This is a genomic window from Nesterenkonia sphaerica, from assembly GCF_005771565.1.
Taxonomy (GTDB): Bacteria; Actinomycetota; Actinomycetes; order Actinomycetales; family Micrococcaceae; genus Nesterenkonia; species Nesterenkonia sphaerica.
Map to the genome: position 1 here is coordinate 95027 of NZ_VAWA01000001.1, position 25959 is coordinate 120985.

The 25959-nt window shown below is 62.3% G+C and carries 24 protein-coding genes and 2 tRNA genes; 9 read left to right on the plus strand and 17 right to left on the minus strand.

Going from position 1 to position 25959, the window contains the following annotated elements; translation table 11 throughout:
* Window positions 1-93: 93 nt before the first annotated feature.
* From FEF27_RS00460 to dnaA, 11 genes are all read right to left on the minus strand, one after another.
* Complete coding sequence (locus FEF27_RS00460; protein ID WP_138168862.1) at window positions 94-1011, minus strand: amidohydrolase family protein; 918 nt, start codon at window positions 1009-1011, stop codon at window positions 94-96.
* Between the two features lie 25 nt (window positions 1012-1036).
* Window positions 1037-1109, minus strand: a tRNA-Ala gene (locus tag FEF27_RS00465).
* Between the two features lie 11 nt (window positions 1110-1120).
* Entirely contained in the window at window positions 1121-1240 is a 120-nt protein-coding gene (locus FEF27_RS13570; RefSeq protein ID WP_243728880.1) for a DLW-39 family protein, read from the minus strand.
* 2 nt (window positions 1241-1242) lie between these two features.
* Window positions 1243-1316, minus strand: a tRNA-Ile gene (locus FEF27_RS00470).
* Window positions 1317-1421: 105 nt separating this feature from the next.
* Window positions 1422-1979: a DUF3566 domain-containing protein gene (locus FEF27_RS00475; RefSeq protein WP_138169046.1), complete on the minus strand. Its 558-nt coding sequence runs from the start codon at window positions 1977-1979 to the stop codon at window positions 1422-1424.
* Window positions 1980-2129: 150 nt separating this feature from the next.
* A complete protein-coding gene (gene gyrA / locus FEF27_RS00480) occupies window positions 2130-4733 on the minus strand; it encodes a DNA gyrase subunit A (protein WP_138168863.1) in 2604 nt (867 codons plus the stop codon).
* 65 nt (window positions 4734-4798) lie between these two features.
* Complete coding sequence (gene gyrB, locus FEF27_RS00485; protein WP_138168864.1) at window positions 4799-6892, minus strand: DNA topoisomerase (ATP-hydrolyzing) subunit B; 2094 nt, start codon at window positions 6890-6892, stop codon at window positions 4799-4801.
* A 222-nt stretch (window positions 6893-7114) separates the two neighbouring features.
* Complete coding sequence (locus tag FEF27_RS00490; RefSeq protein ID WP_138168865.1) at window positions 7115-7663, minus strand: DciA family protein; 549 nt, start codon at window positions 7661-7663, stop codon at window positions 7115-7117.
* Window positions 7656-8885: a DNA replication/repair protein RecF gene (recF, locus tag FEF27_RS00495; RefSeq protein ID WP_138168866.1), complete on the minus strand. Its 1230-nt coding sequence runs from the start codon at window positions 8883-8885 to the stop codon at window positions 7656-7658. The genes FEF27_RS00490 and recF overlap by 8 nt, the downstream gene beginning before the upstream one ends.
* Window positions 8886-8906: 21 nt before the next feature.
* Window positions 8907-10034 carry a DNA polymerase III subunit beta gene (gene dnaN, locus FEF27_RS00500; protein ID WP_138169047.1) on the minus strand — a complete coding sequence of 376 codons (1128 nt, stop codon included), beginning with the start codon at window positions 10032-10034 and terminating at the stop codon, window positions 8907-8909.
* Window positions 10035-10585: 551 nt separating this feature from the next.
* Complete coding sequence (gene dnaA, locus FEF27_RS00505) at window positions 10586-12061, minus strand: chromosomal replication initiator protein DnaA (RefSeq protein ID WP_138168867.1); 1476 nt, start codon at window positions 12059-12061, stop codon at window positions 10586-10588.
* Between the two features lie 253 nt (window positions 12062-12314).
* Here dnaA and rpmH point away from each other — a divergent pair, with 253 nt between their 5' ends.
* The 8 genes from rpmH (at window position 12315) to FEF27_RS00545 (ending at window position 17975) form a co-directional block, all read left to right on the plus strand.
* Window positions 12315-12452: a 50S ribosomal protein L34 gene (gene rpmH, locus FEF27_RS00510; RefSeq protein WP_119902207.1), complete on the plus strand. Its 138-nt coding sequence runs from the start codon at window positions 12315-12317 to the stop codon at window positions 12450-12452.
* Window positions 12453-12533: 81 nt separating this feature from the next.
* Entirely contained in the window at window positions 12534-12908 is a 375-nt protein-coding gene (rnpA, locus tag FEF27_RS00515) for a ribonuclease P protein component (protein ID WP_138168868.1), read from the plus strand.
* A 128-nt stretch (window positions 12909-13036) separates the two neighbouring features.
* The gene (gene yidD / locus FEF27_RS00520; RefSeq protein WP_243728930.1) at window positions 13037-13354 is read left to right on the plus strand and encodes a membrane protein insertion efficiency factor YidD; all 318 of its coding nucleotides are present in this window, start codon (window positions 13037-13039) and stop codon (window positions 13352-13354) included.
* Between the two features lie 87 nt (window positions 13355-13441).
* Entirely contained in the window at window positions 13442-14455 is a 1014-nt protein-coding gene (gene yidC, locus FEF27_RS00525; protein WP_138168869.1) for a membrane protein insertase YidC, read from the plus strand.
* Window positions 14452-14985 carry a Jag family protein gene (locus FEF27_RS00530; protein ID WP_138168870.1) on the plus strand — a complete coding sequence of 178 codons (534 nt, stop codon included), beginning with the start codon at window positions 14452-14454 and terminating at the stop codon, window positions 14983-14985. The genes yidC and FEF27_RS00530 overlap by 4 nt, the downstream gene beginning before the upstream one ends.
* A 15-nt stretch (window positions 14986-15000) precedes the next feature.
* On the plus strand, window positions 15001-15672 hold the full coding sequence (gene rsmG / locus FEF27_RS00535) for a 16S rRNA (guanine(527)-N(7))-methyltransferase RsmG (protein ID WP_138168871.1): 672 nt from the start codon (window positions 15001-15003) through the stop codon (window positions 15670-15672).
* Between the two features lie 58 nt (window positions 15673-15730).
* The gene (locus tag FEF27_RS00540) at window positions 15731-16621 is read left to right on the plus strand and encodes a ParA family protein (protein WP_138168872.1); all 891 of its coding nucleotides are present in this window, start codon (window positions 15731-15733) and stop codon (window positions 16619-16621) included.
* A 430-nt stretch (window positions 16622-17051) separates the two neighbouring features.
* Complete coding sequence (locus FEF27_RS00545) at window positions 17052-17975, plus strand: ParB/RepB/Spo0J family partition protein (RefSeq protein WP_138168873.1); 924 nt, start codon at window positions 17052-17054, stop codon at window positions 17973-17975.
* A gap of 109 nt (window positions 17976-18084) precedes the next feature.
* On the opposite strand, the gene trxA is transcribed toward FEF27_RS00545, so the two are convergent.
* The 5 genes from trxA to FEF27_RS00570 form a co-directional block, all read right to left on the minus strand.
* Window positions 18085-18411, minus strand: coding sequence for a thioredoxin (gene trxA / locus FEF27_RS00550; protein ID WP_138168874.1), 327 nt, complete (start codon window positions 18409-18411; stop codon window positions 18085-18087).
* A 39-nt stretch (window positions 18412-18450) separates the two neighbouring features.
* Entirely contained in the window at window positions 18451-19452 is a 1002-nt protein-coding gene (gene trxB / locus FEF27_RS00555; RefSeq protein WP_138168875.1) for a thioredoxin-disulfide reductase, read from the minus strand.
* A gap of 70 nt (window positions 19453-19522) precedes the next feature.
* The gene (locus tag FEF27_RS00560) at window positions 19523-20701 is read right to left on the minus strand and encodes a hypothetical protein (protein WP_138168876.1); all 1179 of its coding nucleotides are present in this window, start codon (window positions 20699-20701) and stop codon (window positions 19523-19525) included.
* A 77-nt stretch (window positions 20702-20778) separates the two neighbouring features.
* Window positions 20779-22548, minus strand: coding sequence for a murein biosynthesis integral membrane protein MurJ (gene murJ, locus FEF27_RS00565; protein ID WP_138168877.1), 1770 nt, complete (start codon window positions 22546-22548; stop codon window positions 20779-20781).
* Between the two features lie 22 nt (window positions 22549-22570).
* Entirely contained in the window at window positions 22571-23065 is a 495-nt protein-coding gene (locus tag FEF27_RS00570) for an NUDIX domain-containing protein (RefSeq protein WP_138169049.1), read from the minus strand.
* A 93-nt stretch (window positions 23066-23158) separates the two neighbouring features.
* On the opposite strand from FEF27_RS00570, the gene FEF27_RS00575 reads away from it, so the two are divergent.
* A complete protein-coding gene (locus tag FEF27_RS00575) occupies window positions 23159-24583 on the plus strand; it encodes a CCA tRNA nucleotidyltransferase (protein ID WP_138169050.1) in 1425 nt (474 codons plus the stop codon).
* Here the strand turns inward: FEF27_RS00575 and FEF27_RS00580 are convergent.
* Window positions 24555-25946, minus strand: coding sequence for a glycosyltransferase family 87 protein (locus FEF27_RS00580; RefSeq protein ID WP_138168878.1), 1392 nt, complete (start codon window positions 25944-25946; stop codon window positions 24555-24557). The two genes, FEF27_RS00575 and FEF27_RS00580, sit on opposite strands and share 29 nt — an antisense overlap.
* Window positions 25947-25959 lie beyond the last annotated feature (13 nt).

Consider the following 25959-nt stretch of genomic DNA (forward strand, 5'->3'; position numbering starts at 1 on the left):
CGCCGCGGGAGCCTGAGTAGGACATTTGCGCGTCTGGGCCCTGGTGTCCCCTCGGATGTGGCGGTTGGGCAGCTGTCAGGTGGCTGCTGGGGCTCAGATGTGAAGCAGGCGCGCGCCGTTGTCGTGCAGCACCGCCCGGAGCCACGAGTCGCCGAGATCAAGATTGATCAGCGCATCGAGGGCATGAGTGTAGGTGTACGGAATATTGGGGAAGTCCGAACCGAGGATGATGCGCTCCTGCATATCCCTCAGCTGAGACACGTGCTCACGCGGGAACGGGTGCAGCCTTTCGATGAAGTCGGTGAACACCATGGTGGTGTCCAGGTGTACCCCGTAGAAACGCCGAGCCAGGGCCAGGAACTGCGCATATTCGGGCATCCCCATGTGGGCGATGACCAGCTGCAGCGTCGGGAACCGCTGCAGAAGCCGCTCCATTCGCTCCGGTCCGGTGAACTCCCCCGGATTGGGTCCCGACCCGCAATGAATGACCACCGGCGTCGCTGACGAGGAAAGCATCTCCCACACTGGGTCAAGGGCGGGGTCCCCGGGGTCGAACCCTCCGACCTGCACGTGAACCTTGAACACTCGGGTGCCGGCCTCAAGGGCCTCGGCCACATAGTCCGGCGCGGAGGGTTCGGGGAAGAAGGTCCCGCTCAGTGCGGCTTCAGGCACCTGATCAGCAAAGCGCCGAGAGTAGTCGTTGAGCCAGGATGCCATCCCGGGCCGGTGGGCGTAGTTGAGTGAGGTGAAGGTCCGCACACCGAAGGACCGGAGGATACTGAGGCGTTGGTCCTCAGAGGTGCGATAGGTAATCGGCCATTCCTGACCCAGAAGGGGTGCAACGCCGTCAAAGTAGGCCCAGACTTTTCGCAGCACATTGTGCGGCATGAAATGGGTATGTATATCGATGAGGCCAGGCAGGTTGAGCTGCTGCCAGCGGGCCCGGACGCCCTCCGCCTCGACCGCCCACTCATGTGCCGGGTCTCGACCGGAGCTGACATGGTGTTTCATTGGCGGTCCCCGATGCGGGACTGTGTGGAGCCTAGGAGACTCGAACTCCTGACATCCTGCTTGCAAAGCAGGCGCTCTACCATCTGAGCTAAGGCCCCGTGACGGATATTCAGTTCTTGACCTCGTCGGTGGCCTGGTTCCAGACCTGACGAGTGCCTTCGTTCTTCTTCCACTCTCGGTACACAGCGATTCCTGCCACCGCTGCTGCCACAATCAGGATTCGTTTCATAGTGGGCGTACGTGGACTTGAACCACGGACCTTCACATTATCAGTGTGACGCTCTAACCGCCTGAGCTATACGCCCGAAACCTGTTCCTTCTCATCGCTGCGGAGAGCGACCACTACACATTACATCAGCGCTCCCGCGCTGAACAAATCAGCAGTGCCCGGCCGCCTTCGGCTGCAGACCTCAGTCGTCGGTGAGGGTGACACCGACGCCGCCCACCAGGGAGGCAGACAGGTTGTACAGCACGGCCGCCAGCATCGACAGCACCGTCAGCAGCACCACATTCACCACCGCGATGATGGTGGCGAAGGACGCCACCTGCCCCACGGTGACCAGCTCCTGGAGCTGGAAGCCGCCTGCCTCAGCGTTGCCGCCCAGTATCTGGCCGGCCAGATCGTTCACCCGGTCGAAGACCCCGGTGAGATCCATCATCGACCACAGGGTGACCGCGCAGACGACCAGCATGATGCCCAGTGCCACCGAGAGCAGGAAGCTCATCTTCAGCACTGACCACGGATCCACCTTGGAAACCAGAAGCCGGGCTTTGCGGACCTTCGCCTTGGGAGTCGGCCTCACCAGTGGCTGGGCCTGACGTCCACTCCCCGGACGGGGCCCGGGCTGGGGACGTGCTGTCGGCTTGCCCTGAGGCCGCGGTCGCGGAGCTGCAGGTTTAGGTGTTGAGTGCCCAGCACTCTGCGGCGCCGTCGCGATCTCTTCCTTGATGGCAGGCATGTTGGTCATCGTGGCACCACGCGGCCGCGGCGCGGGGAAGCGCCGTTTGGCCTCAGCCGCGCCAGTCTGGCCGCTCCGGCCGTCCTTGCTCTCGCTCACAAATGACCTCCAAGGGAAGGTGTAGTCGTACTCATCGAGAGACCACGGTACTGCATATGGCTATTCTGAGCTCTCAGCATCCTGAACCTCAGCTTCAGATGTTGCGGCTTCGTTATCAGTGGGGGCATCCTCGATCTCCGGTGCCTCCTCCGCCTCCTCGCCGGCAGCGGCGAGGGCCGCACCGGAAGATTTGGCCACTTTGAGGATCCGATCATTCTTCCGCGGCTTGGCAAAGATCACACCCATAGTGTCGCGTCCCCGGGGCGGGACGCCCGAAACAGCGGAGCGGACCACATTGCCGGAGTTCATGACCACCAGCACCTCGTCGTCCTCTTCCACCACCATCGCGCCGACGAGGTCTCCCCGGTCCTCGACGAACTTGCCGACTTTGATGCCGAGACCTCCCCGGCCCTGCACCCGGTATTCGTCTACATGGGTGCGTTTTGCGTAGCCGCCTTCGGTGACGATGAAGACGTAGGAATCGGGGGTGACCACATCGGCGGTGAGGAGTTCATCCTCGCCGCGGAACTTCATCCCCGTCACCCCGGAGGTCGCCCGGCCCATGGGCCGCAATGCCTGGTCAGTGGCAGTGAACCGCAGCGACTGCCCGTGCCGGGAGACCAGCATCAGATCATCCTGAGCGGAGACCAGTTTGGCGGAGACCAGCTCATCCTCTTCGCGGAGATTGATCGCGATCACCCCGGCCTGGCGCGGCGAATCGTAGTCGGTGAGCTTGGTCTTCTTCACCAGTCCCGACTTAGTCGCCAGCACCAGGTAGCTGGCGTCGTCGTAGTTCTTCAGCGCCAGCACCCCGGCGATGGTCTCATCGGGTTGGAAGGCCACCACGTTGGCCACGTGCTGGCCCTTCGAGTCCCGGCCCGATTCCATCAGGTCATAGCACTTTGTCCGGTAGACCCGGCCCAGGTTGGTGAAGAACAGGATCCAGTGGTGGGTGGTGGTCACGAAGAAATGCTCGACGACGTCGTCGGCGCGCAGCTGGGCACCGCGGACGCCCTTGCCACCGCGGATCTGGGCACGGTAGTTGTCGATCCGGGTCCGCTTCACGTATCCGTCACGGGTGATGGAGACGACCACGTCTTCCTCGGGGATGAGGTCCTCCATGGACATGTCACCGCCGTAGCCGCGCAAAATGTGGGTTCTCCGGTCATCGCCGAACTTCTCCACTATCGTGTTCAGCTCGTCACTGACGATCTGGCGCTGCCGGTCCTCACTGGCGAGGATGGCTTGGTAGTCGGCGATCATGCGCATCAACTCGTCGTACTCGTTCTGCAGCTTCTGCCGCTCCAGGCCGACCAGGCGGCGCAGCTGCATGTCCACAATCGCTGTGGCCTGGCTGTCGTCAATGTCGAGCAGCCGCTTCAGACCCTCCCGGGCTTCCTCCACGTTGGCTGAGCCACGGATGGTCTCAATCACTCGGTCGATCTCATCCAGAGCCTTCAGCAGACCCAGCTTGATATGCGCCTCAGCCTCCGCCTTGGCCAGCCGGAACCGGGTCCGCCGGACGATGACCTCGATCTGGTGAGTCACCCAGTGGTGGACGAACGCATCAAGGCTCAGCGTGCGGGGAACTCCATCGACCAGGGCGAGCATGTTCGCCGAAAAGTTCTCCTGCAGCTGAGTGTGCTTGTAGAGGTTGTTCAGCACCACCTTGGCCACGGCGTCGCGCTTGAGAACGATCACCAGACGCTGACCCGTCCGGCCGGAGGATTCGTCCCGGATCTCAGCGATGCCGCCGATCTTGCCGTCTTTGACCAGGGCTGCGATCTTCCGTGCCAGAGCGTCAGGGTTGGCGTGGTAGGGAAGCTCGGTCACCACCAGGCAGGAACGGCCCTGCAGCTCCTCCACGCTGACCACAGCCCGCATGGTGATGGATCCGCGTCCGGTCCGGTAGGCATCCTCAATGCCCTGGGTGCCCAGAATTTGCGCGCCGGTGGGGAAATCCGGTCCCTGCACCCGCTGCAGCAGAGCCTCCAAGAGCTCCTCCCGGGTGGCCCCGGGGTTCTGCAGGTACCACTGGACCCCGGATGCGACCTCACGGAGGTTGTGCGGTGGAATATTGGTGGCCATGCCCACCGCGATGCCGGAGGAACCGTTGACCAGCAGGTTGGGGAAGCGGGCGGGAAGCACCACAGGTTCCTGCTGCTTACCGTCGTAATTGTCCTGGAAGTCAACGGTGTCCTCGTTGATGTCCCGGACCATCTCCATCGCCAGCGGCGCCATCTTGGTCTCGGTGTAACGCGGAGCGGCCGCGCCGTCGTCACCGGGGTTGCCGAAGTTCCCCTGGCCCGTCGCCAGCGGGTAACGCATCACCCAGTCCTGGATGAGCCTGACCAGAGCATCGTAGATCGCAGAGTCGCCGTGGGGGTGGTAGGAGCCCATGACGTCGCCCACCACGCGGGCGCACTTGTTGAAGGACCGGTCAGGTCGGTAGCCGCCGTCGTACATGGCATACAGCACCCGTCGATGCACCGGCTTCAGGCCGTCCCGGACATCCGGAAGGGCGCGGCCGACGATCACTGCCATCGCGTAGTCCAGATAGGACCGCTTCATCTCTGTCTGCAGGTCCACCTGCCGGACCCGGCCCACTTCTACACCGCTCAGCGGCGCCGGCACATCCGGGTTCTCTGGAATGTTATCGCTCACGTATTCTCTTCCTTCGAGGTCTCAACAGCTGACGACGACGCCTGGGCAAGCCGCAGGGCGGGCCATCAGATATCGAGGAAACGGACGTCTTTGGCGTTCTGCTGGATGAAGCTGCGCCGAGACTCGACATCCTCACCCATCAGGATGGAGAAGATCTCATCGGCCGCTGCGGCGTCTTCCATCGACACCTGGAGCAGAGTGCGGTTCTCGGGGTCCATGGTGGTTTCCCACAGCTCGGAGTAGTCCATCTCACCGAGCCCCTTGTAGCGCTGGATGCCCAGCTCTTTGGGCAGCTTGCGCCCTGCCGCCCGGCCGGCCGCCAGGGCCTGGTCCCGCTCATGGTCGGTGAACACGTAGTCCGGGTCGCCGCCGGTCCATTTGATCTTATACAGCGGCGGCTGAGCCAGGAACACATAGCCGTGTTCGATCAGGGGCCGCATATAGCGGAAGAGCAGGGTCAGCATCAGGGTGGTGATGTGCTGTCCGTCCACGTCGGCATCGGCCATCAGCACGATCTTGTGGTACCGCAGCTTGGTGATGTCGAACTCTTCACCGATATTGGTTCCGAAGGCTGTGATCATGGACTGCACCTCTTGGTTGGAGAGTGCTTTGTCCAGCCGGGCGCGCTCCACGTTGAGGATCTTGCCGCGCAGTGGAAGGATCGCCTGGGTGCGCGGGTTGCGGCCGCGCTTGGCAGAGCCGCCGGCGGAGTCACCCTCCACCAGGTAGACCTCGGACTCGCTGGGGTCCTTCGAGGAGCAGTCGGCCAGCTTTCCGGGCATGCCGAAGGTTTCCAGCGGAGATTTCCGCCGGGCCTGTTCGCGGGCCTTGCGTGCCGCCATGCGGGCCTGGGCGGCGGATTGGGCCTTGCGGATGATCTCCCGGGCGGGACCGGGGTTGCGCTCCAGCCAGTCCCCCAGCTGGGTATGCACCATACCCTGGACGAATCCGCGAGCCTCCGAGTTGCCGAGTTTGGTCTTCGTCTGGCCCTCGAACTGCGGTTCAGAGAGTTTCACCGAGATCACCGCAGTGAGCCCTTCACGGATGTCCTCACCGGTGAGGTTGTCTTCCTTGTCCTTGAGATAGTTCTTCTCCCGGGCGTACCGATTCACCAGCGCAGTCATCGCGGAGCGGAAACCCTCTTCATGGGTGCCGCCCTCATGAGTGTTGATGGTGTTCGCGTAGGTGTGCACTGATTCGGAGTAGGTCAGCGTCCACTGCATCGCGATTTCGGCGGCGATCCCACGTTCGGTGTCCTCAGAGTCGAAAGCGATGACGTCGTCGTGGACGGGTTCGGTCTTCTTCGCTGAGTTGAGGTGTTTGACGTAGTCGAGGAGGCCGTCGTCGTACTGATACACCACCACCCGGCCCTTGGAGGACTCGGCGAAAGCTTCCTCGTGCTCTCCCGGTTCGGCCGCGGAGGGCTCCTCCCCCTCAGGCAGCGGCTCCTCTGCCTCATGGTGCGATTCGACGATTTCATCGACCACGATCACGTTGTCTTCGATGTCGCGCTCATCGCGCAGGGTGATGCGCAGGCCCTTATTGAGGAAAGCCATCTGCTGGAATCGCGCCCGAAGAGTCTCGAAGCTGAACTCCACGCTTTCGAAGATGCTGGCATCCGGGTAGAAGACCTGGGTGGTGCCGGTGGAGGAAGCCTCGCCATGCTGGGTCAGCGGACGGATGGTCTCCCCACCATCGGCGAAGGCAATGGACCATTCGTATCCTTGGCGCCGGACAGTAGTCTCCACGCGTGATGACAGTGCGTTGACCACAGAGATTCCGACCCCGTGCAGCCCTCCGGAAACCGCATAGCCGCTGCCGCCGAATTTCCCTCCGGCGTGCAGTACGGTCATGACCACTTCCACGGTCGGCTTCCCCTCGGTGGGATGCATGTCCACCGGAATACCGCGGCCATCATCTTCCACACGCACCCCGCCGTCCTGCTGCAGGGTCACCTGAATATGGGAACAGTAGCCGGCCAACGCCTCATCGACGGAGTTGTCCACCACCTCGTAGACCAGGTGGTGGAGACCGCGCTCTCCCGTGGAGCCGATGTACATCCCCGGCCGTTTGCGAACAGCCTCGAGCCCTTCCAGGACAGTGATGTCAGATGCGCCGTAATTCCCGTCGGGGATGTCCTGTTCACTCACTTGCGACATTCTACCGCGATAAAGACCGATTCCCGCATTTCTGGACGGGTTTCGCGGCCCTGTTATGCCCGCAGGAGACTCTCGAGGGCCGCTGGAACCGATGGCCAGATGCTCGCACGGGTCTGTGGTCGTCTCCAGGGCTCAAATGCGGCATATCGTCAATCACGGCGATCCATGTCAATGCTGAATTGACCACTGTGGTCCCCCCAGCTCGAGCGCAGTCGGGGAGGTTTATCCGTAGGTGTCACGAGGCCCGCGTCCGCGCACGGAATACCGGCCTTTCTTCCAGCTCGGCGCCTGAGGTCCACGAATCTCAATCTCGGTCACGATCCCTTGGCCCAGTTCTTTTTCGAAGACGTCAAGGATCTTGGGCTTCATCAGTTTGAGGTTGGTCGCCCAAGCGGTGGAGTCACAACCCACCACCACCGTGCCGTCTTCGAAGGTTTCGGGCCGGCAGTGTTGTGCGATGGCCTCACCCACCAGCTGGTCCCATCTGCTGATGACAGATCCGACCGCTACTGGTGCCTTCCACCCTCTGGTGCGTACCAACGTCTGCAGCGCCTCGCCGAGGAGCTTGGGGTCACGCAGGTCCCCTTGCTGCCCTGCGGCAGCACCCGCTCCCTCGCGGGGGGCGCTCTGTGAGACATTCCTGGGGTCAGAGTTCAGGGAAACGTTCTTGGGCGGTCGGCGCAGGCGCTGCTGTCCCCTGTCCTCGGCGGCTTTGCGGAAGCGATTGAACAGGACTGTGGCAGCATCTGGCAGCTCCACCTCCTCATTCATCGTGCCCCCGGAGGGGACCGGCCGCGGTCGCAGTGCTCAGCTGGTTGGCCGACTCCACGCGGTAGGCGTTGCTCAACAACGCTTCCGGCACATCATCATCCACCGCAGCGGTGACAATCAGCTGTTCAGCCCCGGTGGAGAGGTCTGCCAATCGGCTTCGGCGCCGTGCATCGAGCTCAGCGAAGACATCGTCCAAGATCAAGATGGGCTCCGCTCCCGGCTCCGGGTCGTCATCGAGCATCACCCGGTAGCTCGCCAGCCGCAGTCCCAAAGCGAAGGACCACGTCTCGCCGTGGGAGGCGTAGCCCTTCACGGGGGTGGAGTCCAGGCTGAAGTGAATATCGTCGCGGTGCGGACCGACCAGCGTCACACCGCGCTCGCGCTCGCGGCGGCGCACAGAACGCAGCGCGGCCTGCAACTCGGAGACCAGTTCCGCAGCTGAGGCCCCCTCCAACGGGGAAACGTCTCCGGCTGGATCCTCAACGGTCGGCCCGCTGAGGTCTTCACCGTCCTCATCATGGCCGGTCAGCGAAGACAAATAGCGCATCCGTGCGGTACGGACGGAGTGGGAGAGATCCTGGTAGGCCTCACTCAAGTGCGGGCGCAGCGCTGCAAGAACGTCCAGCCTGGCGCGCAATACTCTGCCTCCCACCTGCGCCAATTGAGCGTCCCATACCTCAAGGGTGGATTCATGAGTGGGAGTGAACCCCTGGTGGCGGATTGACTTCAGCAGGGCGTTGCGTTGGCGCAGCACTTTGCCGTAGTCCTGAGAGAGCTGGCCCAATGTTGGCTGAAGCTGCACGGCCAGGGAGTCGAACAGGCGCCGACGCACCGTGGGCGCTCCTTTGACCAGTTCAAGGTCTTCGGGGGCGAAGAGCACAGTGCGCAGGATACCCAGTGCCTCAGTGGCGCGGACCGCGGATCCCCGGTTGATTCGGGCCCGATTGGTCTTCCCCGGATTGATCTCCACTTCGAGATATGCCTCGCGCGCGCCGCGATGTGCCTGGGCGCGGATAATCGCCTGGGATTCTCCGTGGCGGATCAGCGGGGCGTCGTGGGTAACCCGATGTGAAGAGAGAGTCGCCAGGTAGGCCACCGCCTCAGCGATGTTGGTCTTCCCCACACCGTTGTATCCCAGGAACACATTCGGTCCCGGACGCAGGGAGAGATCAGTTTCCGCGTAACTGCGAAAATCCTGCAGAATCAGCCGAGAAAGCCGCACCGCGTATCAGCGACTCAACTCTCAGCGATCCTGCAGCCGCACCGGCATCAGCAAGTACCGGAAATCTGTGGAATTCTCTCCCTCGCCTTCCTGCTGGCCTGTAATCATGGCAGGTTTGGGCGCGGAGACGAAGCTGAATCGCAGATATTCGGTGTCGAAGACGCTGAGTCCTTCATTGAGGTAGCTCGGGTTGAATCCCACCGTGATCGGTTCTCCACTCAGCTGCGCTCCGACTGCTTCCGAGGCGGAGGCATTGTCATCCACGCCAGCGTCCAGAGTCACCCGGTCATCGTCGGTGAACTGCAGCCGGATGTAGCCGTTGCGTTCTGAGACGAGGGAGACGCGGCGGGCGGCTTCAATCAGCTCAGCAGTGTTGACCACTGCGTGAATGGGCGTCTCTTCGGGAAAAAGCTGACGAATCTTCGGATAATCACCGTCGACGAGTGTGCTGGTGGTTCGCCGGCCTCCGGAGGAAAAGCCCACCAGCGCGTCGTCGTCGGAAATTGCTAGTGCCAAATCGCCAGCACCGGCGAGGGACTTCGCCACTTCGCTGAGCGTTTTTGCCTTGATCTGCAGCGAGGTAGAGATCGACGGGTCTGTCGGCCGCCACGTGATCTCCCGCATTGCCAGCCGGTACCGGTCAGTGGCGAAGAACGTAATCGTGTCGCCTTCGATCTCGAGTTTCACTGCGGTCAGCAGCGGCAGGGTGTCGTCCCGGGCTGCGGCAGTGATGACTTGGGAGACCGCGCGAGCGAATGCCGTGCCGTCAACCACACCTGCCACGTCGGGCTGAGCCGGCAGATCGGGATACTCATCCACCGGCATTGTCGTCAAGGTGAACGTGGAGGACTTACACGTCAGAATCACTTTGGTCTCCTCCAAGGAGACAGTGACCGGGGCATGCGGCAAGGACTTCACAATGTCATTGAGCAGCCGTCCTGAGACCAGCACGGTTCCTTCGTGAGCGATCTCGGCATCGATGCTGAGCTGGGCCGAGACCTCATAGTCAAAGCTGGAGATGACCACTTGCTGGTTCTCCGCTGTGATGAGGAGACCGGAAAGCACCGGAGCCGGCGGTCGGGGTGACAGAGAGCGTGCAGCCCACGACACAGCCTCGGACAGGACGTCTCGGTCTACGGTGAACTGCACGGAGGGCTCCCTCATAGTCAAGCATTCGGCCAGGTGTGTCTGAGGCATGAGCTTACAGTCTTCCCCAGATATGCCGAAAGTCTGGGATTCCAGCACAACATCTGGGCCTTGAGCAGAACAGTTGCTTATGCATAGAGATGGAATTTAAAAGATCAGAGGTGGTAGTAACTGTTGTGGATTCTGTGGATAAGTGCCGGGTCGGGCGCCAGTGACGGGATCCCTCTGTGTAATTTTCCGTGGTGATCCTCGGGTCGAGATGTGAACTACACGGGGAGGATTTTCACAGGGAAAACAGGAAATCCCCAGGGCAGGGGCAGTTATCCACAGATTTGGTGACTATCGCACGAATAGTTCAGGGTTTTTCCACAATCCAGAGCAGGGACGTCCCTCAAACTTCACCTCGACCTGTGGATATGTGAGGAAAACTGTGGAATACCCATCTGTCAACTAGTGCGCCACGCGCTCATTCCGCGGAACTACATCCGTGTGAGATGTGTATGAGTTGGCAGTTCACAGTGTGATTCTTCCGGAAAAGTCACCAAAGTTGCAGGTCAGCGGCCATGCTTGATCTTGTTGGTCAGCTCGGTCACCTGATTGAACACAGCCCGGCGTTCGGCCATCAACTCTCGAATCTTTCGCTCTGCGTAGATCACGGTGGTGTGGTCCCGGCCGCCGAGTTCCTGTCCTATCTTCGGCAGTGACATCTCCGTCAGTTCGCGCAGCAGATACATGGCGATCTGCCGCGCGGTGACCAGATTCCGGCTGCGAGACTTGGACATCAGGTCCTCAACGGTGAACGCGTAGTACTCCGCAGTGGCGTTGATGATCTGCTGGGCGGTGATCTCTTTGGCGTGATCATCGGAGATCAAGTCCCGCATCACCTGTTCCGCCAAGGAGAGATCCACCTCCTGCTTATTGAGAGCCGAGTAGGCGGTGACGCGAATCAGCGCTCCCTCAAGTTCACGAATATTGGTGGAGATCTTGGACCCGATGTATTCGAGCACGTCATCCGGACAGGAAAAGTTCTCTGCGTTGGCCTTCTTGCGCAGAATCGCGATCCGGGTCTCCAAGTCTGGGGGCTGAATGTCGGTGATCAGGCCCCATTCGAACCGGGAGCGCAGCCGTTCCTCGAACCCGGAGAGCTTCTTGGGCGGCTCATCAGAGGTGATGACCACCTGCTTATTGTTGTTGTACAGGGTGTTGAACGTGTGGAAGAACTCTTCCACCGTGCGTTCTTTGTCTGCCAGGAATTGGATGTCGTCCAAGAGCAGGATGTCCACGTTCCTGTACAGGTGCTTGAAACTGGCACCCTCATCATCGCGGATTGAGTTGATGAAGTCATTGGTGAACTCCTCTGAGTTCACGTACCGCACTCGGATGCCGGAGTAGAGACGTTGGGCGTAGTGCCCGATTGCATGGAGCAGGTGGGTCTTGCCCAACCCTGAGTCTCCATAGATGAATAGGGGATTGTAGGCCTTCGCTGGTGCTTCAGCCACGGCATTGGCAGCAGCATGGGCGAACCGATTCGATGAGCCGATGACAAAGGTGTCGAAGATGTAGCGAGGATTCAGCCGTGAAGTCTCGGAACCGACGTTGGTCGGTGCTGCGGCAGTCGGTGACGGGGGCCGGACCGGCGAAGCAGGCTCAAAGGGAGCAGCGGCCCCATCCTGGCCCGCTGCCGAGGAGGGTGCCGGCGCCTGGGGTGTGGCCGGAGCCGCGGTGGTCTCATCCCGCTCGCTCTGGGCCCGGGCTAACTCCGGATCTATGACATAGGCGCAGAGGATGTCGCGTCCAAACACGGTGTGCAGGGCGTGTGAGAGCTCAGTCTGCAGGGTGGTGTGCAGTAGTTGGCGGACCCGCTCGTGCGGGACGGCGAGAAGCAGCGTGTCCCCGATGAGGTGATCGGATTGGGGTACGGCGCGGGCGACGTCGGCGAGCTTCAAGCCAGTGATGCCGTGATTCTCACGCAGCTCAGTCAGAACCTGCTGCCATTGGGAAGAGACGGAGGAATTGGAGTCGGCGGGCAAGCTGCTCCCTCATAACTGACGTGGGGCCGGGCAATCTTATTGCTGTCAGTATTCCACAACTACTGTGGAAAAAGTCGGGAAATCTGGGGACAGGCAGCATCGACGTCGAGTGAGCGAGCGTGTCGGAGACCAGTATTTGACGGAAAGAAACGTGCTCACCTATTGTTGACAGATCACCCTGGAATACTTGCGTGCCCTGGCACGGGTGTTTCAGGACACCAAGACTTCACGTCCATCACCATGGGAGTACACAGTGAGCAAGCGGACATTCCAGCCGAGCAACCGCCGTCGCAGCCGTAAGCACGGCTTCCGGTCCCGTATGCGGACCCGCGCCGGCCGTTCGATCATTTCGGCCCGCCGCCGGAGCGGACGCCAGAAGCTCTCGGCATAAGCCCAGCAGCACTACAAGGCCAAGGCCCACTACGCATCTGCGGGTGGGCCTTTGTCATGCCGGTGCAGGTACCGTAGATCCATGCTTCCCGCCCCGCACCGGCTGACCTCCTCCGGTGATTTTGCCGCAGTGATGCGCCATGGACGCCGTGCGGGCAGCAGAACTGTGGTGGTCACCGCGCGATTGCATGATCGCCCAGCGTCACCTAGTTGGCGGTGTGGGTTTATCGTCTCAAAAGCTGTCGGCAACGCCGTGGTCAGGCATCGCACCACCCGCCGTCTGCGGCACCTGATGGCGGAGCTGATGCCGCAGCAGGGACTTTCCCTGCCGGAAGGTATGGCTGTTGATATTGCTGTACGAGCTTTGGCGGAAGCCGCTGGCGCGGAGCACAGGCAGCTCCGTGCAGACTTGGATTCGTGCCTGCGCAGAGCACTGAACAAGGCAAGAATGCCGTGACCTGGGTCCGCCATGCTGACTTCTATGACGAGGAGCATTCGACCCCAGCAGAAAACTTTGAAGGTCGAGTCGACTCGGAGACGCCGCATGGGCCGGGGACTGGTGTCACCGAGGAAGAGATTCTGCGCTTGTGGTGGCCGTGGTGGCGCCGAGCCGCTGCAGCTCCGCTCCTAGCGTTCATCTACCTCTGGCGAAAAGTGGTCTCGCCCCTCTACGGCCAAGTGTGCAGTTTCTATCCCAGCTGTTCTGCCTATGGGCTTGAGGCCGTCACGGTACACGGACTGCTCAAAGGCTCGGTACTGACCGCGTGGCGGGTGCTGCGGTGCAACCCCTTCACGGGTGGAGGAGTAGACCATGTGCCTGTCTCGCAGCGTGTCTGGCCTGAGGAGCAGGTTCCTGAAATCGTTCGGTTAAACCATCCGCCAATTCCCCGAGATCCAGACTGATCAAGTACCCTGAAGGTTGATTTTCTCGCACTCCGCGTGTCCGGCTCACAACAGTGCTTCCGCCGGACCTGACACCCTGAGAGAGTAATGGCTTTCCTAGACACGATTATGTGGCCCTTCAGCTGGGCAGTGTCCTTCATCCTCAGTGCCTGGCACAGTCTTCTGACCATGCTTGGCATGCCAGAAGGTTCAGGTTGGAACTGGGCACTGTCCATCCTGCTGCTGGTGCTGGTGATTCGCATCATCCTGATTCCGCTGTTTGTGCGGCAAATCAAGTCCCAGCGCGGGATGCAGATCATCCAGCCGGAGCTTCAGAAACTCCAGGCAAAGTACAAGGGCAAGAAGGATCCCGTCTCCCGGCAGGCTCAGGTTGCTGAACAGCAGGCGCTGTTCAAGCGCCACAAGGTCAACCCCTTTATGACCTGCCTGCCGATTCTGGCTCAGATGCCGATCTTCCTGGCGCTGTTCTGGACGCTGAACCGCATCGGCGGTTCCGGGCGCATGGGCACCGGGGATGTCGATTATCAGGAGGAGGGCTACTATGCCCTCTCCAGCAGCGAGGTCACCAGCTTTGCCAATTCGAGAATTTTCGACGTCGGCATGCCCGATACTTTTCTGGGAGCAGTGCAGGGGGATCCGTCGCTGATGGGCGGCACCGTGGCAGTTATCGCGCTGACCACGGTGATGATCATCATGATGGTCAGCACGCAGTTCTTCACGCAGAAGCAGCTGATGTCGAAGAACATGTCCGAAGCTGCACTTCAGGGCCAGTTCGCCCAGACCCAGAAGATCATGCTGTATGCGCTGCCTCTGGTGTTCATCTTCGGCGGCGTGTACTTCCCGGTGGGCGTGCTGATTTACTGGACGGCCACCAACTTCTGGACCATGGGCCAACAGTGGTGGGTCATCCGCAACAACCCCACCCCGGGATCCTTGGCGGAGAAGGAGCTCAACCTGCGCCGAGCAGCCCGGGGTCTGCCGCCCGTCGGAGAAGAGGCCCGGAAGGCACGTGAGGATGCCGAGAAGCCCAAAGGCCAGCACAAGGGCGCCACCGCCCAGCCCAAGAAGAAGAAAAAGAAGAAGAAAAAGGGACAGCGATGACCGAACAGAATACCCAAGACACGCTCCTGGACGAGTCCGACGACCAGCCAGATTCCGCCGCGGCGGATTCCGGAGCCGATGAGGGTGACGTCGCTGCTGACTATCTTGAAGAGCTGTTGGACATTGTGGACCTCGACGGCGACATCGAGATCGAAATCCGGGGAGAGCGCACGTTCATTTCGATCCAGGCCGATGAGGGCGCAGAGCAGCTCCAGGACCTGGTGGGTCATCAGGGCGAGACGCTCGATGCGCTCCAGGAGCTCACCCGCTTGGCTGTGCTAACTGCCACGGGGAATCGGTCGCGCTTGATCCTCGACATCAATGGCCACCGTGCAGCTCGCGGTGAGGAACTCAGACAGCTCGCGCAGGATGCCGTGGACGAAGTCAATGCAGGTTCCGCACCAGCGCATCTGCCGCCCATGAGTGCCTATGAGCGGAAGATCGTGCACGACTTCATTGCTGAGGCAGGGCTGGTTTCTGAGTCCGAAGGCGAGGGCAAACGCCGGCACGTCGTCGTTACCGCTGAGTAGGATACGCGTATTCCGATGAGCGACCCTCTTGCGGAGGACCCGGAGCAGCAGCCTCTGCCGGTTCTTGAAGGATCTGAGCTCGACGCCGCGCGCCAGATTTTCGGACAGCAGCTCCCTGGTGCTGAGAAGTACGTGGAGCACCTCTGCACCACTGGTATCACCCACGGTCTTCTGGGACCCAGGGAAGTTCCCAGGATGTGGGGCAGGCATGTACTGAACTGCGCGGTGGTGGGAAGCGAACTTCCGGAATCAGGCACGGTGGCGGATGTGGGGTCGGGGGCGGGCCTGCCGGGGATCGCCTTGGCGTTGGCGCGGCCGGACCTGGACTTCATACTTATCGAACCTATGGAACGCCGGGTGGACTGGTTGGATATGGTCACCGGTGATCTCGAGCTGACGAACGTCCAGATCATTCGTGCTCGTGCCGAAGACGTCTCAGATGAAGTGATGGCGGATGTGGTCACGGCGCGTGCTGTGTCAGCTTTGAAGAATCTGATACCCCTGACTGTGCCGCTTCTGGATGATCATGGGGAGCTGCTGTTCCTGAAGGGACGGACGGTGCAGGCAGAAATCGATTCGGCGCGGAAGGTCCTCAGCCGGTATCGACTTCAGGCACCGGAGATTCACCTGGTTGGGACGGATGTGCTGGAAGAACCGACAACCGTAGTACGGACTCGGCGTCGCTGAGCGAGATCGGTGTTTTCCGTGCGCTCAGCGGCCTGCCCCAGACGATAGTCTTGACCTTATGACAGAATCGTTGTCCCACTCCCCGCTGGCTGCACAGTTGAAAGATGAACAGGACCGCCGCAAGAGGCTGTTGGGACGAACGCTTCAACGGCCGGAAAACACCCGGATTCTGACCGTCTCCAACCAGAAGGGCGGAGTCGGAAAGACGACCACGACTGTTAATCTGGCGGCAGCCCTGGCTGACCACGGCTTCAACGTACTGGTCATTGATATTGACCCCCAGGGCAATGCGTCGACTGCGCTGGGAATCCCCCACTCGGCGGATACGGATTCTGTCTACGATGTGCTGATTGACGATCTTGCACTGGCGGATGTCGTGACCGAATGCCCGGATATGGACAGACTGTGGGTTGTCCCTGCGACCATTCACCTTGCCGGGGCTGAAATTGAGTTGGTCTCGTTGGTCGCCCGTGAGCAGCGCCTGCAGCGCGCTTTGCAGGAGTACTTTCAGAGTCGGGAGAACGACGGGCAAGAGCGGCTGGACTACGTGTTTATTGACTGCCCGCCAAGCCTGGGTCTCCTGACGGTAAACGCCTGCGTGGCTGCTCAAGAAGTGCTGATCCCGATCCAGTGTGAGTACTATGCGCTGGAAGGACTGAGTCAGCTGCTGAACAACATCCAGATGATCCAGAAGCATCTCAATCCGGTGCTGGCGGTCTCTACGATTCTGCTGACCATGTATGACGGGCGAACAAACTTGGCGTCCCAAGTTGTCAGTGAAGTCAAGGAACACTTTGCTGACGAAGTGCTTTCGGCAAAGATTCCCCGCAGTGTGCGCATTGCGGAGGCTCCCAGTTACCAACAGTCCGTCATTACCTATGATCGGGCCTCTACCGGTGCACTGGCTTATTTGGAGGCCGCGGCGGAAATAGTCGAACGGGGTCAGTAACTGGCGTAGCGATCTGTGTTTCACGTGAAACGGCCTGTCGTCTCCCGAACACGTTCTTCACCTCTAGAATTGAGGGGATTGACACTCAGACCGGGAGGACGACGTGGCGGAACGAAAGAAACGAGGCCTTGGCCGAGGGCTCGGCGCGCTGATCAACAGTGACGGCGGCAATGGGACGGGCCCGTCAGGGGCCGTGAACGCGGTTCCGACTATGGAGCCTAAACTTGCCCCAGAGCCATTGGACCCGGCTCCGTCGGACGACGTGGCAGCCGGTGGCGCCGAACGGCCGATTGATGTCTTCTTTTCCGCTAAGTCTCACCTGCAGACGCAACGTGTTTCACGTGAAACGCACCAAGAAGCTGGTTCTTCCCGCGCTTACGGGTCTCGCGAGACGTCACCGCGCAGAAAGAACGGCGTGGGGCGCGTCGAAATGCCTGACGTCCTTGGGGCACGGAAAACCGAGCAGGATACCGGAGGATTTTCGCCAGGTGGAGATCACGCTGGCGTTTCACGTGAAACGACGCCCAGCCAGGACGACGACGCAGTATTTCGTGACATCGATGTGAATCTGGTGCAGCCCAATCCCCGTCAGCCCCGAGAGGTCTTCGATGAGACGGATATGGCTGAATTGGTGCACTCTGTCCGGGAGATTGGCGTGCTGCAGCCGGTGGTAGTCCGCCCCGTTGAGGACGGCCGATATGAGCTCATCATGGGAGAGCGACGCTGGCGTGCCTCTATTCAAGCGGGTAGGACAACCGTACCCGCACTCATCCGGAAGACGGCGGACGAGGATCTGCTGCGGGATGCGCTCCTGGAGAATATTCACCGCTCTCAGTTGAATCCGCTGGAGGAAGCAGCTGCCTACCGACAGCTATTGGACGATTTTGGCATCAGTCAGGAGGAGCTTTCCCGGCGAATCGGCCGCTCCCGTCCTCAGATCTCCAATACGCTGCGTCTGATGAAACTTCCGGCGGCCGTTCAGCGCCGTGTGGCTGCAGGGGTGTTGTCCTCGGGACATGCTCGGGCGCTGCTCAGTCTTGAGGACCCTGACCAGATGGACGAGCTGGCGCGGCGTATTGTCTCGGAGGGTCTCTCAGTGCGCAGTGCAGAGGAGCAGGCCCTGGTGGTCAAAACCGACAAAGCCGAGGACAACGTTTCACGTGAAACGCGTCGACTGCCCAGCACGACCCGCGTGCAGGAACTCGACGAATATGCAGAAGCCCTGACCGACAAATTGGACACTCAGGTGAAGATCAGCATGGGGGCGCGCAAAGGACGCATCGCTATCGATTTTGCTTCTGTGGAGGACCTCGAGCGAATCCTGGAACACATGGGTGCCTACGTCCAGCGATAGGTCGCTGAGTAATCGACATACAGAGTAATGGACACACGAAATGAATTGGCCCCCTCTCCAGAAGGACAGGGGGCCAATTCATGCGCACGGGCTCAGACGGCGCCGGTGACTATTTCAGCCATTGAGCGAATTCCTGCTCCAGCGCGGGCTTTGGCTTAGCGCCGATTGAGGCGTGCACCTTCTCCCCGCCGCTGAAGGCGAAGACGGCTGGGATGGACGTGATGCCGTACTTCGCGGCCGTACCGGGATTCTCATCCACATTGAGCTTGACGACCTCGATCTGTCCGGAGTGCTCGTCAGCCAGTTTTTCCAGCTCAGGGCCCAAAGCCCGGCAGGGTCCGCACCACTCGGCCCAAAAGTCGACAAGAACTGGCTTATCGGCCTTGAGCACATCCTCCTCGAAGCTTGCATCGGTGACGGCTTTGATATTAGCCATTGAACTGTCCTCTCTCGTGGGATCGCTGGGGATGGGGGATCAGCGCGCGGCGGCCGGGACCGCCTGCGCCTCGTGAGTCTCAGCGGCATCAGTGTCCGAGGCATCGGCCAAGTACTGCTCGACATCCAGGGCTGCAACACATCCGGAGCCAGCTGCGGTGACGGCTTGGCGATAATGCGGATCGAGCACGTCCCCTGCAGCAAAGACTCCCGGGAGGGAGGTTCGGGAGGTTCTGCCGACCACCTGCACCGTTCCCTCCGGGGTGAGATCCAGTTGGTCAGCGAACAGCTCCACCCGGGGGTCATGACCAATGGCCACGAACAGACCTGTGACATCCAGGGTGGACTCAGTACCGTCGACTGTGTTGCGCAGGTCCAGCCGGCTGACCTTGCCCTCTCCGGCGACCGCTGTGACGGCGGTGTTCCAGATGAACTCGATCTTCTCATTCGCCTTGGCTCGGTCGGCCATGATCTGGGAGGCGCGCAGTGAATCTCGGCGGTGAATGACGTACACCTTGGAAGCGAACTTGGTGAGGAAGAGTGCCTCCTCCATCGCTGAGTCCCCGCCACCGACCACGGCAATGACCTGGTCGCGGAAAAAGAACCCGTCGCAGGTGGCGCACCAGCTGACGCCGTGACCTGAGAGCTGCTTCTCACCCGGAACACCGAGCTCCCGGTAGGCAGAGCCGGTCGCCAGGATCACTGCGCGGGCATGCAGGGTGTCCCCGGAGCCGAGGGTGATCTCTTTGATGGGGCTGTCGAGTTTGAGCGCGGTGGCGTCTTCATGGCGGATGTCTGCTCCGAACCGGCGGGCCTGGGCCTCCATGTTCATCATGAGGTCTGGGCCCAGAATGCCTTCCGGAAAGCCCGGGAAGTTCTCCACGTCGGTGGTGTTCATCAGCTCACCGCCAGCGGTGACCGAGCCGGCCAGCACGACGGGGCTGAGATTGGCCCGCGCAGTATAGACCGCAGCTGTGTAGCCTGCCGGGCCGGAGCCGACAATGATGACGTCGTGGACCTGGTCGGGTGTCTGGTGAGTCACTATGAGTACGTCCTTGATGTATCGAAAGGTGTCGATGTAGCCAACAGGTGTCTGGTGACGAATATTCCAATCAGCCGCTGAGCACCATGAACATGATGATCGCAGCTACGAGCACCAGAATGCCAAGAACCCCCGCAGCGAGCCACCTGCTCAGGCTGGGTGAAGACTGCCCACCCTTGCCCGAACCCTCCTGGGCCGCGGAGGGGAAGGGAGCCGGTGAGTTGGTGCCTACCGCACGGATCAGGCTGGTGAAGCTTGCTGGCTCTCGGTCCGCGCCTGGTCGCTGTGTGGCTCCGGTCGAGGCGAACGGGCTCTCTGCAGCACGCTGGTCCGTATCCTGGTGGGTCGCCCGCACTAAGTTACGCCGGTCGTACTCTTCCAGGGGAGCCTCCGGAGGGCTGTCGACGACCTCTTCGCCCTCGGCAATGAGGTCTTCCACCTCAGATGCAGAGGATCGCGACCCGGCCAGCCCGGGAGCGGAGGTGGAGCTGCCGGTGCCAGGCTGCTCGCCGGCCGCCTGCGGCCCTTCGGCGGCGGAGGGTCGGGTGCTCTCCCGCACTGCTGAGATGGAGTCTTCTGAAGCATCAGCAGCCGGATCTGCTTCGACTTCCTCCAGATCGCTCCGGAGTGAGAGTTCGACCCGCGAAATCTCCTGCGAGATGTTCAGCCCATGGGCATCCCCGGCTGACTCCAGAGCTGACTCCAGCTCCGCCTGTGTATGGTGCGTCGGCGCAGGAGCGCTGGCTTTGGAGGAGGGCACCACTTTGTCCAGGAAGGCCGGTCTGCGGTCACGCCGGCGCTGCTCCCCGGCGACCCGCCCCGTGTGCAGCCGAGCGTAGTACTCGTCGTCGTCCTCGTAGGTCTGGGGCTGCATCTCCCGGGACCGGCCGAACAGCTCGGAGCCCAGCGAGTCCGTGAAGTAGGGCTCCACATACGGTGCAGTGTCCGGCACCACCAAGTCGAGCAGATTATTGGGATCGACCAAGGTGGATATGAGGAAGGTCCGGTCCTCCGCCAGCCCTAAGTCCAACACCTCAACCTCGGAGTGGCGCTCCCCGGTGGCCAGTTCCTTGGCGGAGGTGGCAACCTGTTTGGCGTTGGCGCGGGAGGCTAAGAGCACAGAGACCTCACGGCCGAGAACCTGGTCGGTCGCCTGGAAAACGATGTCCTGGTCGGCCGAGGTCACCACGTGGCGAGTGATGCGGTAGCGGCCGCCCACCACATCACCGATGCCTAGCGGCTGGGGCACGAGCTGTTCCTCCCGGTCTGCAGATCAGAGTCGTCGAGGCCTAAGCCTACCGGGGATCGCTGGCGGTGGAGGATTGATCACGGCGCCAGTCGCGCCAGGGCCGGGATCCGGCGGGCTACAGGATCCATGAACTCGCCGAACTCCCGAACCTTCATAGCTCGCAGAAGAATCAGGTACACCGCACCCATCACCAGAACGACGGCGCAGCAGCTCACCGCCGCGGTCCCGATGGAGGACCAGGCGAACCCGCCGGTGAAACCACCCAGCGCGAGGAGCACCAGGGCGCCGGCGGCCCCGGAAGCCGCCGCCGCGAACCCGGAGCCAATGTAGGCCCTGACCACGCTGTCGAGTCCGTAGGGGCCCCAGCGTCTCACCGCAATGCGGTGGAAGATCACGGTGCGCACCACATTGAGCGCGCTGAAGAGACTGACCACCACATACGGCAGGTACTGAGTCGGAAGCAGGGCCGCACAGGTGTAGGTGATCGCCAGTCCGATGGGTGCCAGGATGCAGGTCACCACCATCGGGGTCTTCGCGTCCTCGGCGGCGTAGAACGCCCGCATGAGGTAGAACTGCGCGGAGCGGAACGGCAGCCCCACCGCATAGATCAGCAGCAGCTGTCCGATAGCGGCGCCGGCCAACGCGGCCTCCGCCGAGGTTCCGCTGAAAAGACGACCAATGGGACCGGCCAGCACCACGAAGACCACCATGGAGAACATCACCGGAATGGCGAAGATGCGCAGCCCCCGGTTCAAGGTGGCACGGGCGGCGGAGATGTCCGAGTCCTGCATGGCCGCAGTCATCTGGTTGAACAGCACCGTGGCCAGGGACAGTACAAAGACCGAGTGCGGGAGCAGCACAATGAGCTCCGCGATGTTCGCAGCGTACTCTCCGGGCAGGTGCGCACCCTCCTCCAGCTGCTCTCGCACCGCCGTGGCCCCGGAGACCAGGCGCATGTGCAGCAGTGAGGAGAAATTGCCCACCATCATGGTGATCAGCGTCCACAGGGCGATTCTGCCGGTCTGTTCCAGCCCAAGACCGCGGAGGCCGAACTTCGGCTTGAGCGGGATGCCCAGCTTCGACAATGGCCACAGCAGCAGCGCTGCCTGCAGGATCACGCCGAGGGTGTGGCCCCCGGCGAGGATGATCGTCTGGCGGGTGGTCCATTCGGCTGCCTGGTTGTCCCCGGAGGAATAGCTGCCGAAGGTGATGATGAAGACCACAATGAACCCGATGGCGATCACGTTGTTCAGCACCGGCGCCCACATGTACCAGCCAAACTTGGCATTGGCGTTGAGAATCTGACCGACCACGGCATAGAGCCCGTAGAAGAAGATCTGCGGCAGAGTCCACAGCGCGAAGGCCGCCCCGAGCGCCAACTGCGCGTCACTCCACTCATAGGTCAGCGCCACGATGATCGGATAGGCCGCCAGGGTGATCAACAGCGCGGCAGCCCCGAGCACCACCACCGTCAGCGTCAGTAGCCGCGAGGTGTACTCAGCGCCTTTGTCGCTGGCCTTTGCGGCCTTGATCAGCTGCGGAACCAGTACCACGTTGAACATACCGCCAGCGAGCAGCACATAGATGATGTTCGGGATGGAGTTGGCCTTCTCGAACACGTCGGCCATGGTGGTGGTCGCCCCAATGGCCACCGCCAACAGTGCGGTGCGGACAAAGCCCAGCACGCGCGAGACCATGGTGCCGCCAGCCATCAGGGCCGAGGCTGCCGCCATGCCCTGGCGCGGGATGTGCGCTGGAGGCGGTTCAGTCTGGGGCGCAGCCGCAGGTTCGGCCGGCGTAGGTGCCCCGCGGTGGCGGGGCTGGTATGCAGAAGGTGTGGGCGTCATCGGGGGTGACTATAGCCGGTAGTCACAGGGAGTCCTCAATGACTTGCCTGGCAAGCTTCACGATCCGCCGCTCGTTCGGGAAGGAGAGCACCCGGTCCAGGTCCTCCAAATTGACCCAGGCGACGTCCACGGCCTCATGATCGGGATCCTTCTCAATAGTCAGCTCTCCGCCGACGGCCTCAAGCAGAAAGTGATGCACCGTCTTGTGGACTCGATGGGTGGGCACGGTGAACCAGTACTCGATGCTGCCGAGGCTGGTGAGGATGGACCCGGCGATTCCGGTTTCCTCCTCCACCTCACGCACCGCTGCCTCCTCGAAGTTCTCCTCGCCTTCCGGGTGGCCTTTGGGCAGACACCATTCGAGCCGGCCCCCGCGGTTGTAGCGGGCGATGATGGCCACATCGAAACCCTTGGAGGCAGGGGTGATGACGACGCCGCCGGCGCTGACCTCCTCCTCGGTGGGCAGCTGCCGGCTGGACCGGTTCAGGGCAGAACCACTGGCGCGGCGGGCACCCATCGACACTGTCAGCGGAGTGCGCCGCACACCTCCGGTTTCCGCGTTGGTCATGTAACTACTTTAACTGGGGCGTGTGTAAAACTGTTCAGCGTGATGGTTTCGCTTCCCCAAGGCTTCCCTGCAGGCGCGTCGGTACCCGACATCGTCGTCGAGCTCGGCGAAGTGTTCGCACGCGCTGGGCATGAACTGTCCCTAGTGGGCGGCCCGGTGCGGGACCTGTTCCTGGGCCGGAGCTCTCCCGACCTGGACTTCACCACTGAGGCCACCCCGGATCAGATCACCGCTGCGGTGGAGGGATGGGCTGACGCGCAGTGGGACATCGGCCGGGCTTTCGGGACCATCGGCATCCGCCGCGGGCAGCACACCCTGGAGGTCACGACCTACCGTTCGGAGGCCTACGATGCGGCCTCGCGGAAACCCGTAGTCCAGTTCGGCGAGTCGCTGGAGGAGGACCTCCTGCGGCGGGATTTCACGGTCAACGCCATGGCGCTGCGGCTGCCGAGCTTTGAACTGGTGGACCCCCACGGGGGTGTGCGGGACCTGCACGCCGGCGTGCTGCGGACTCCCGCCACGGCGCAGGAGAGCTTCAGCGATGACCCGCTGCGCATGATGCGCGCTGCCCGGTTTGCTGCGCAGCTGGGGCTCAGGGTGGCACCGGAGGTGCGGGAGGCGATGTCCGACATGGCCGATCGGCTGCGCATTGTGTCCGCCGAGCGCATCCAGGCTGAGCTGGTGAAGCTGATCTGCGGTGCCGACCCCCGGGCGGGGATCGACGTGATGGTGGAGACTGGCCTGGCCGATATTGTGCTGCCGGAGATACCTGCGCTGAAGCTCACTGACGATGAACACCGCAGGCACAAGGACGTCTACCAGCACTCGCTGCAAGTCATGGAGCAGGCAGCGGAGCTGGAGACCGATGCTGATGGGCCGGTGCCGGGGCCGGACTTTGTCCTGCGGTTTGCTGCGCTGATGCACGACGTCGGCAAACCCAAGACTCGGCGGTTCGAACCCGGCGGAGGAGTCAGCTTCCGGCATCACGATGTGGTGGGAGCCAAACTCACCCGCAAGCGCATGCAGGCGCTGAAGTTCGACAAGGAGAGCATCCGTGCGACCTCCCTGCTGGTGGAGCTGCACATGCGCTTCTACGGCTACGGAGGCCAGGGGTGGAGCGACTCCGCGGTACGGCGCTACGTCACCGACGCCGGAGACCAGCTGGAGCGGCTGCACCGGCTTACCCGGTCTGACGTCACCACGCGCAACCGCAAGAAGGCCAACCGGCTCTCCCACGCCTACGACGATCTGGAGGCGCGCATCAGTGAGCTGCAGGAGAAGGAGGAGCTGGCCAAAATCCGCCCCCACCTCAACGGTGAGCAGATCATGCAGCTTCTGGAGATCCCTCCCGGGCCGCTGGTGGGCAGGGCATATAAGTTCCTGCTGGAGCACCGCATGGAGCACGGCCCCCTGGAGGAAGCCGAGGCCGAGCACCTGCTTAGGCAGTGGGCCGAAGACCACCTCTGAACATCCGGCCGACCACCACAGCGCAGATGTAGAGCGTGGAGAGAAGCTGGCCCAAGACTGCGGCCGCATAGACATTCTCATCCAGCAGGTGCTGCGGCTCAGCGTCGCTGATCTGCGCGGCTAGGTGCATCCAAATCGCCCAGAAGTGCAGCAGCTGGAAGCCGTGCCAGATCAGCACGTCGCGCAGCCCCACCCCGGCCAGGACCATCAGCGGCACCAGCCAGAGCATGAACTGGGGTGAGTAGACCTTGCTGCAGATCAAGAACGCCGCCACTATCAGCAGCAGCAGCTGCGCCACGTCGGGACGCTGCGGCGCGGTGAGCCCGAGCACCAGCACCGCGGCGCAGCTCGCTGCGAAAATCCCGAGGCTCCAGCCAGAGACCGCTTCAGCTGACATCGGCGTGCCGGTGAGCAGCCCCCACAGGTGCCAGATGGAGGACCATCCGGGGCCCCGTTCGGCGGAGAAGACGTAGAACTCGCTCCAGGCGGCAAAGCTGGTCAACATCACCGGGACATTGATCAGCGCCCAGGCCACCGCAGTGCCTGCGGCGACCCGGCCGAAATCAGCCCATAGGACGGCGTCGTACTCCTGCCGGCGGCGTACCGAACTGCGCAGCGCCAAGGTGACCACGGCGCCCAGCAGGAACAGCGGATACAGCTTCAGCGAGGCCCCGATGCCAAGCAGCACCCCGGCGGCGAACCAGCTGCGGCGCAGGCACAGCAGCACTGCCAGCGCCAGTGCCGCGGCGGGAAAGATGTCCCAATTGATGCCGATGCCGAAGATGATGGCTGGTGACAGGGCGACGACGCCGGCTCTCCACGGGTGCGCCGGGGCCGCCCGCAGCACCGCCAGGGTGAGCACAAACCACGCCAGCGCGCCCACCACAAAGGTGAGATCCCAATAGAGCAGTCCGGTGCGCTGACCCCAATAGTCCACCGGGGTTCCTCCGAAGACGGCGTCAGCTGTGTGGGTGGCCGCCGCCAGGACTGAGGCCAGGAACATGGTCAGTGCCGGGTACTCGAAGGCGGGGTAGTCATCCAGGAACGGCGCCCACGGGTGCTGATTGAACTCCCGGGAGGACCACAGGGCCGCGACATCCGAATAGCAGCCCCAGTGGTAGACCGCCACGCCGCCCCAGCCATTGACGCGGCAGTACTGCGAGGCGAGCACCGCCAGCAGCACACCCAGCGAGGTCAGCGCGGCCAACACCGGGGCCGCCCGCCACCTGCTGCTGCCGGCGCGGCGAGCTCGGCGGCCGGTGGGACCACCCCAGCGGTCAGCCAGGTGCAGCGCCAGGGGGTCAGGCGGCTCGGTTTCCGTGCCGGCCCGGGAAGCTGGCGGAGGCTCGGAAGATCTGCTCACAGTCCCAGCTTAT

Coding starts and splice junctions, on each gene's coding strand:
- FEF27_RS00460 (WP_138168862.1), bottom strand. CDS start 1,011: ATGAAACACCATGTCAGCTCCGGTCGAGACCCGGCACATGAGTGGGCG.
- FEF27_RS13570 (WP_243728880.1), bottom strand. CDS start 1,240: ATGAAACGAATCCTGATTGTGGCAGCAGCGGTGGCAGGAATCGCTGTG.
- FEF27_RS00475 (WP_138169046.1), bottom strand. CDS start 1,979: ATGACCAACATGCCTGCCATCAAGGAAGAGATCGCGACGGCGCCGCAG.
- gyrB (WP_138168864.1), bottom strand. CDS start 6,892: ATGTCGCAAGTGAGTGAACAGGACATCCCCGACGGGAATTACGGCGCA.
- FEF27_RS00490 (WP_138168865.1), bottom strand. CDS start 7,663: ATGAATGAGGAGGTGGAGCTGCCAGATGCTGCCACAGTCCTGTTCAAT.
- rnpA (WP_138168868.1), top strand. CDS start 12,534: ATGCTTCCCGCCCCGCACCGGCTGACCTCCTCCGGTGATTTTGCCGCA.
- yidC (WP_138168869.1), top strand. CDS start 13,442: ATGGCTTTCCTAGACACGATTATGTGGCCCTTCAGCTGGGCAGTGTCC.
- FEF27_RS00530 (WP_138168870.1), top strand. CDS start 14,452: ATGACCGAACAGAATACCCAAGACACGCTCCTGGACGAGTCCGACGAC.
- rsmG (WP_138168871.1), top strand. CDS start 15,001: ATGAGCGACCCTCTTGCGGAGGACCCGGAGCAGCAGCCTCTGCCGGTT.
- FEF27_RS00540 (WP_138168872.1), top strand. CDS start 15,731: ATGACAGAATCGTTGTCCCACTCCCCGCTGGCTGCACAGTTGAAAGAT.
- FEF27_RS00545 (WP_138168873.1), top strand. CDS start 17,052: ATGCCTGACGTCCTTGGGGCACGGAAAACCGAGCAGGATACCGGAGGA.
- trxA (WP_138168874.1), bottom strand. CDS start 18,411: ATGGCTAATATCAAAGCCGTCACCGATGCAAGCTTCGAGGAGGATGTG.
- murJ (WP_138168877.1), bottom strand. CDS start 22,548: ATGACGCCCACACCTTCTGCATACCAGCCCCGCCACCGCGGGGCACCT.
- FEF27_RS00570 (WP_138169049.1), bottom strand. CDS start 23,065: ATGGGTGCCCGCCGCGCCAGTGGTTCTGCCCTGAACCGGTCCAGCCGG.
- FEF27_RS00575 (WP_138169050.1), top strand. CDS start 23,159: ATGGTTTCGCTTCCCCAAGGCTTCCCTGCAGGCGCGTCGGTACCCGAC.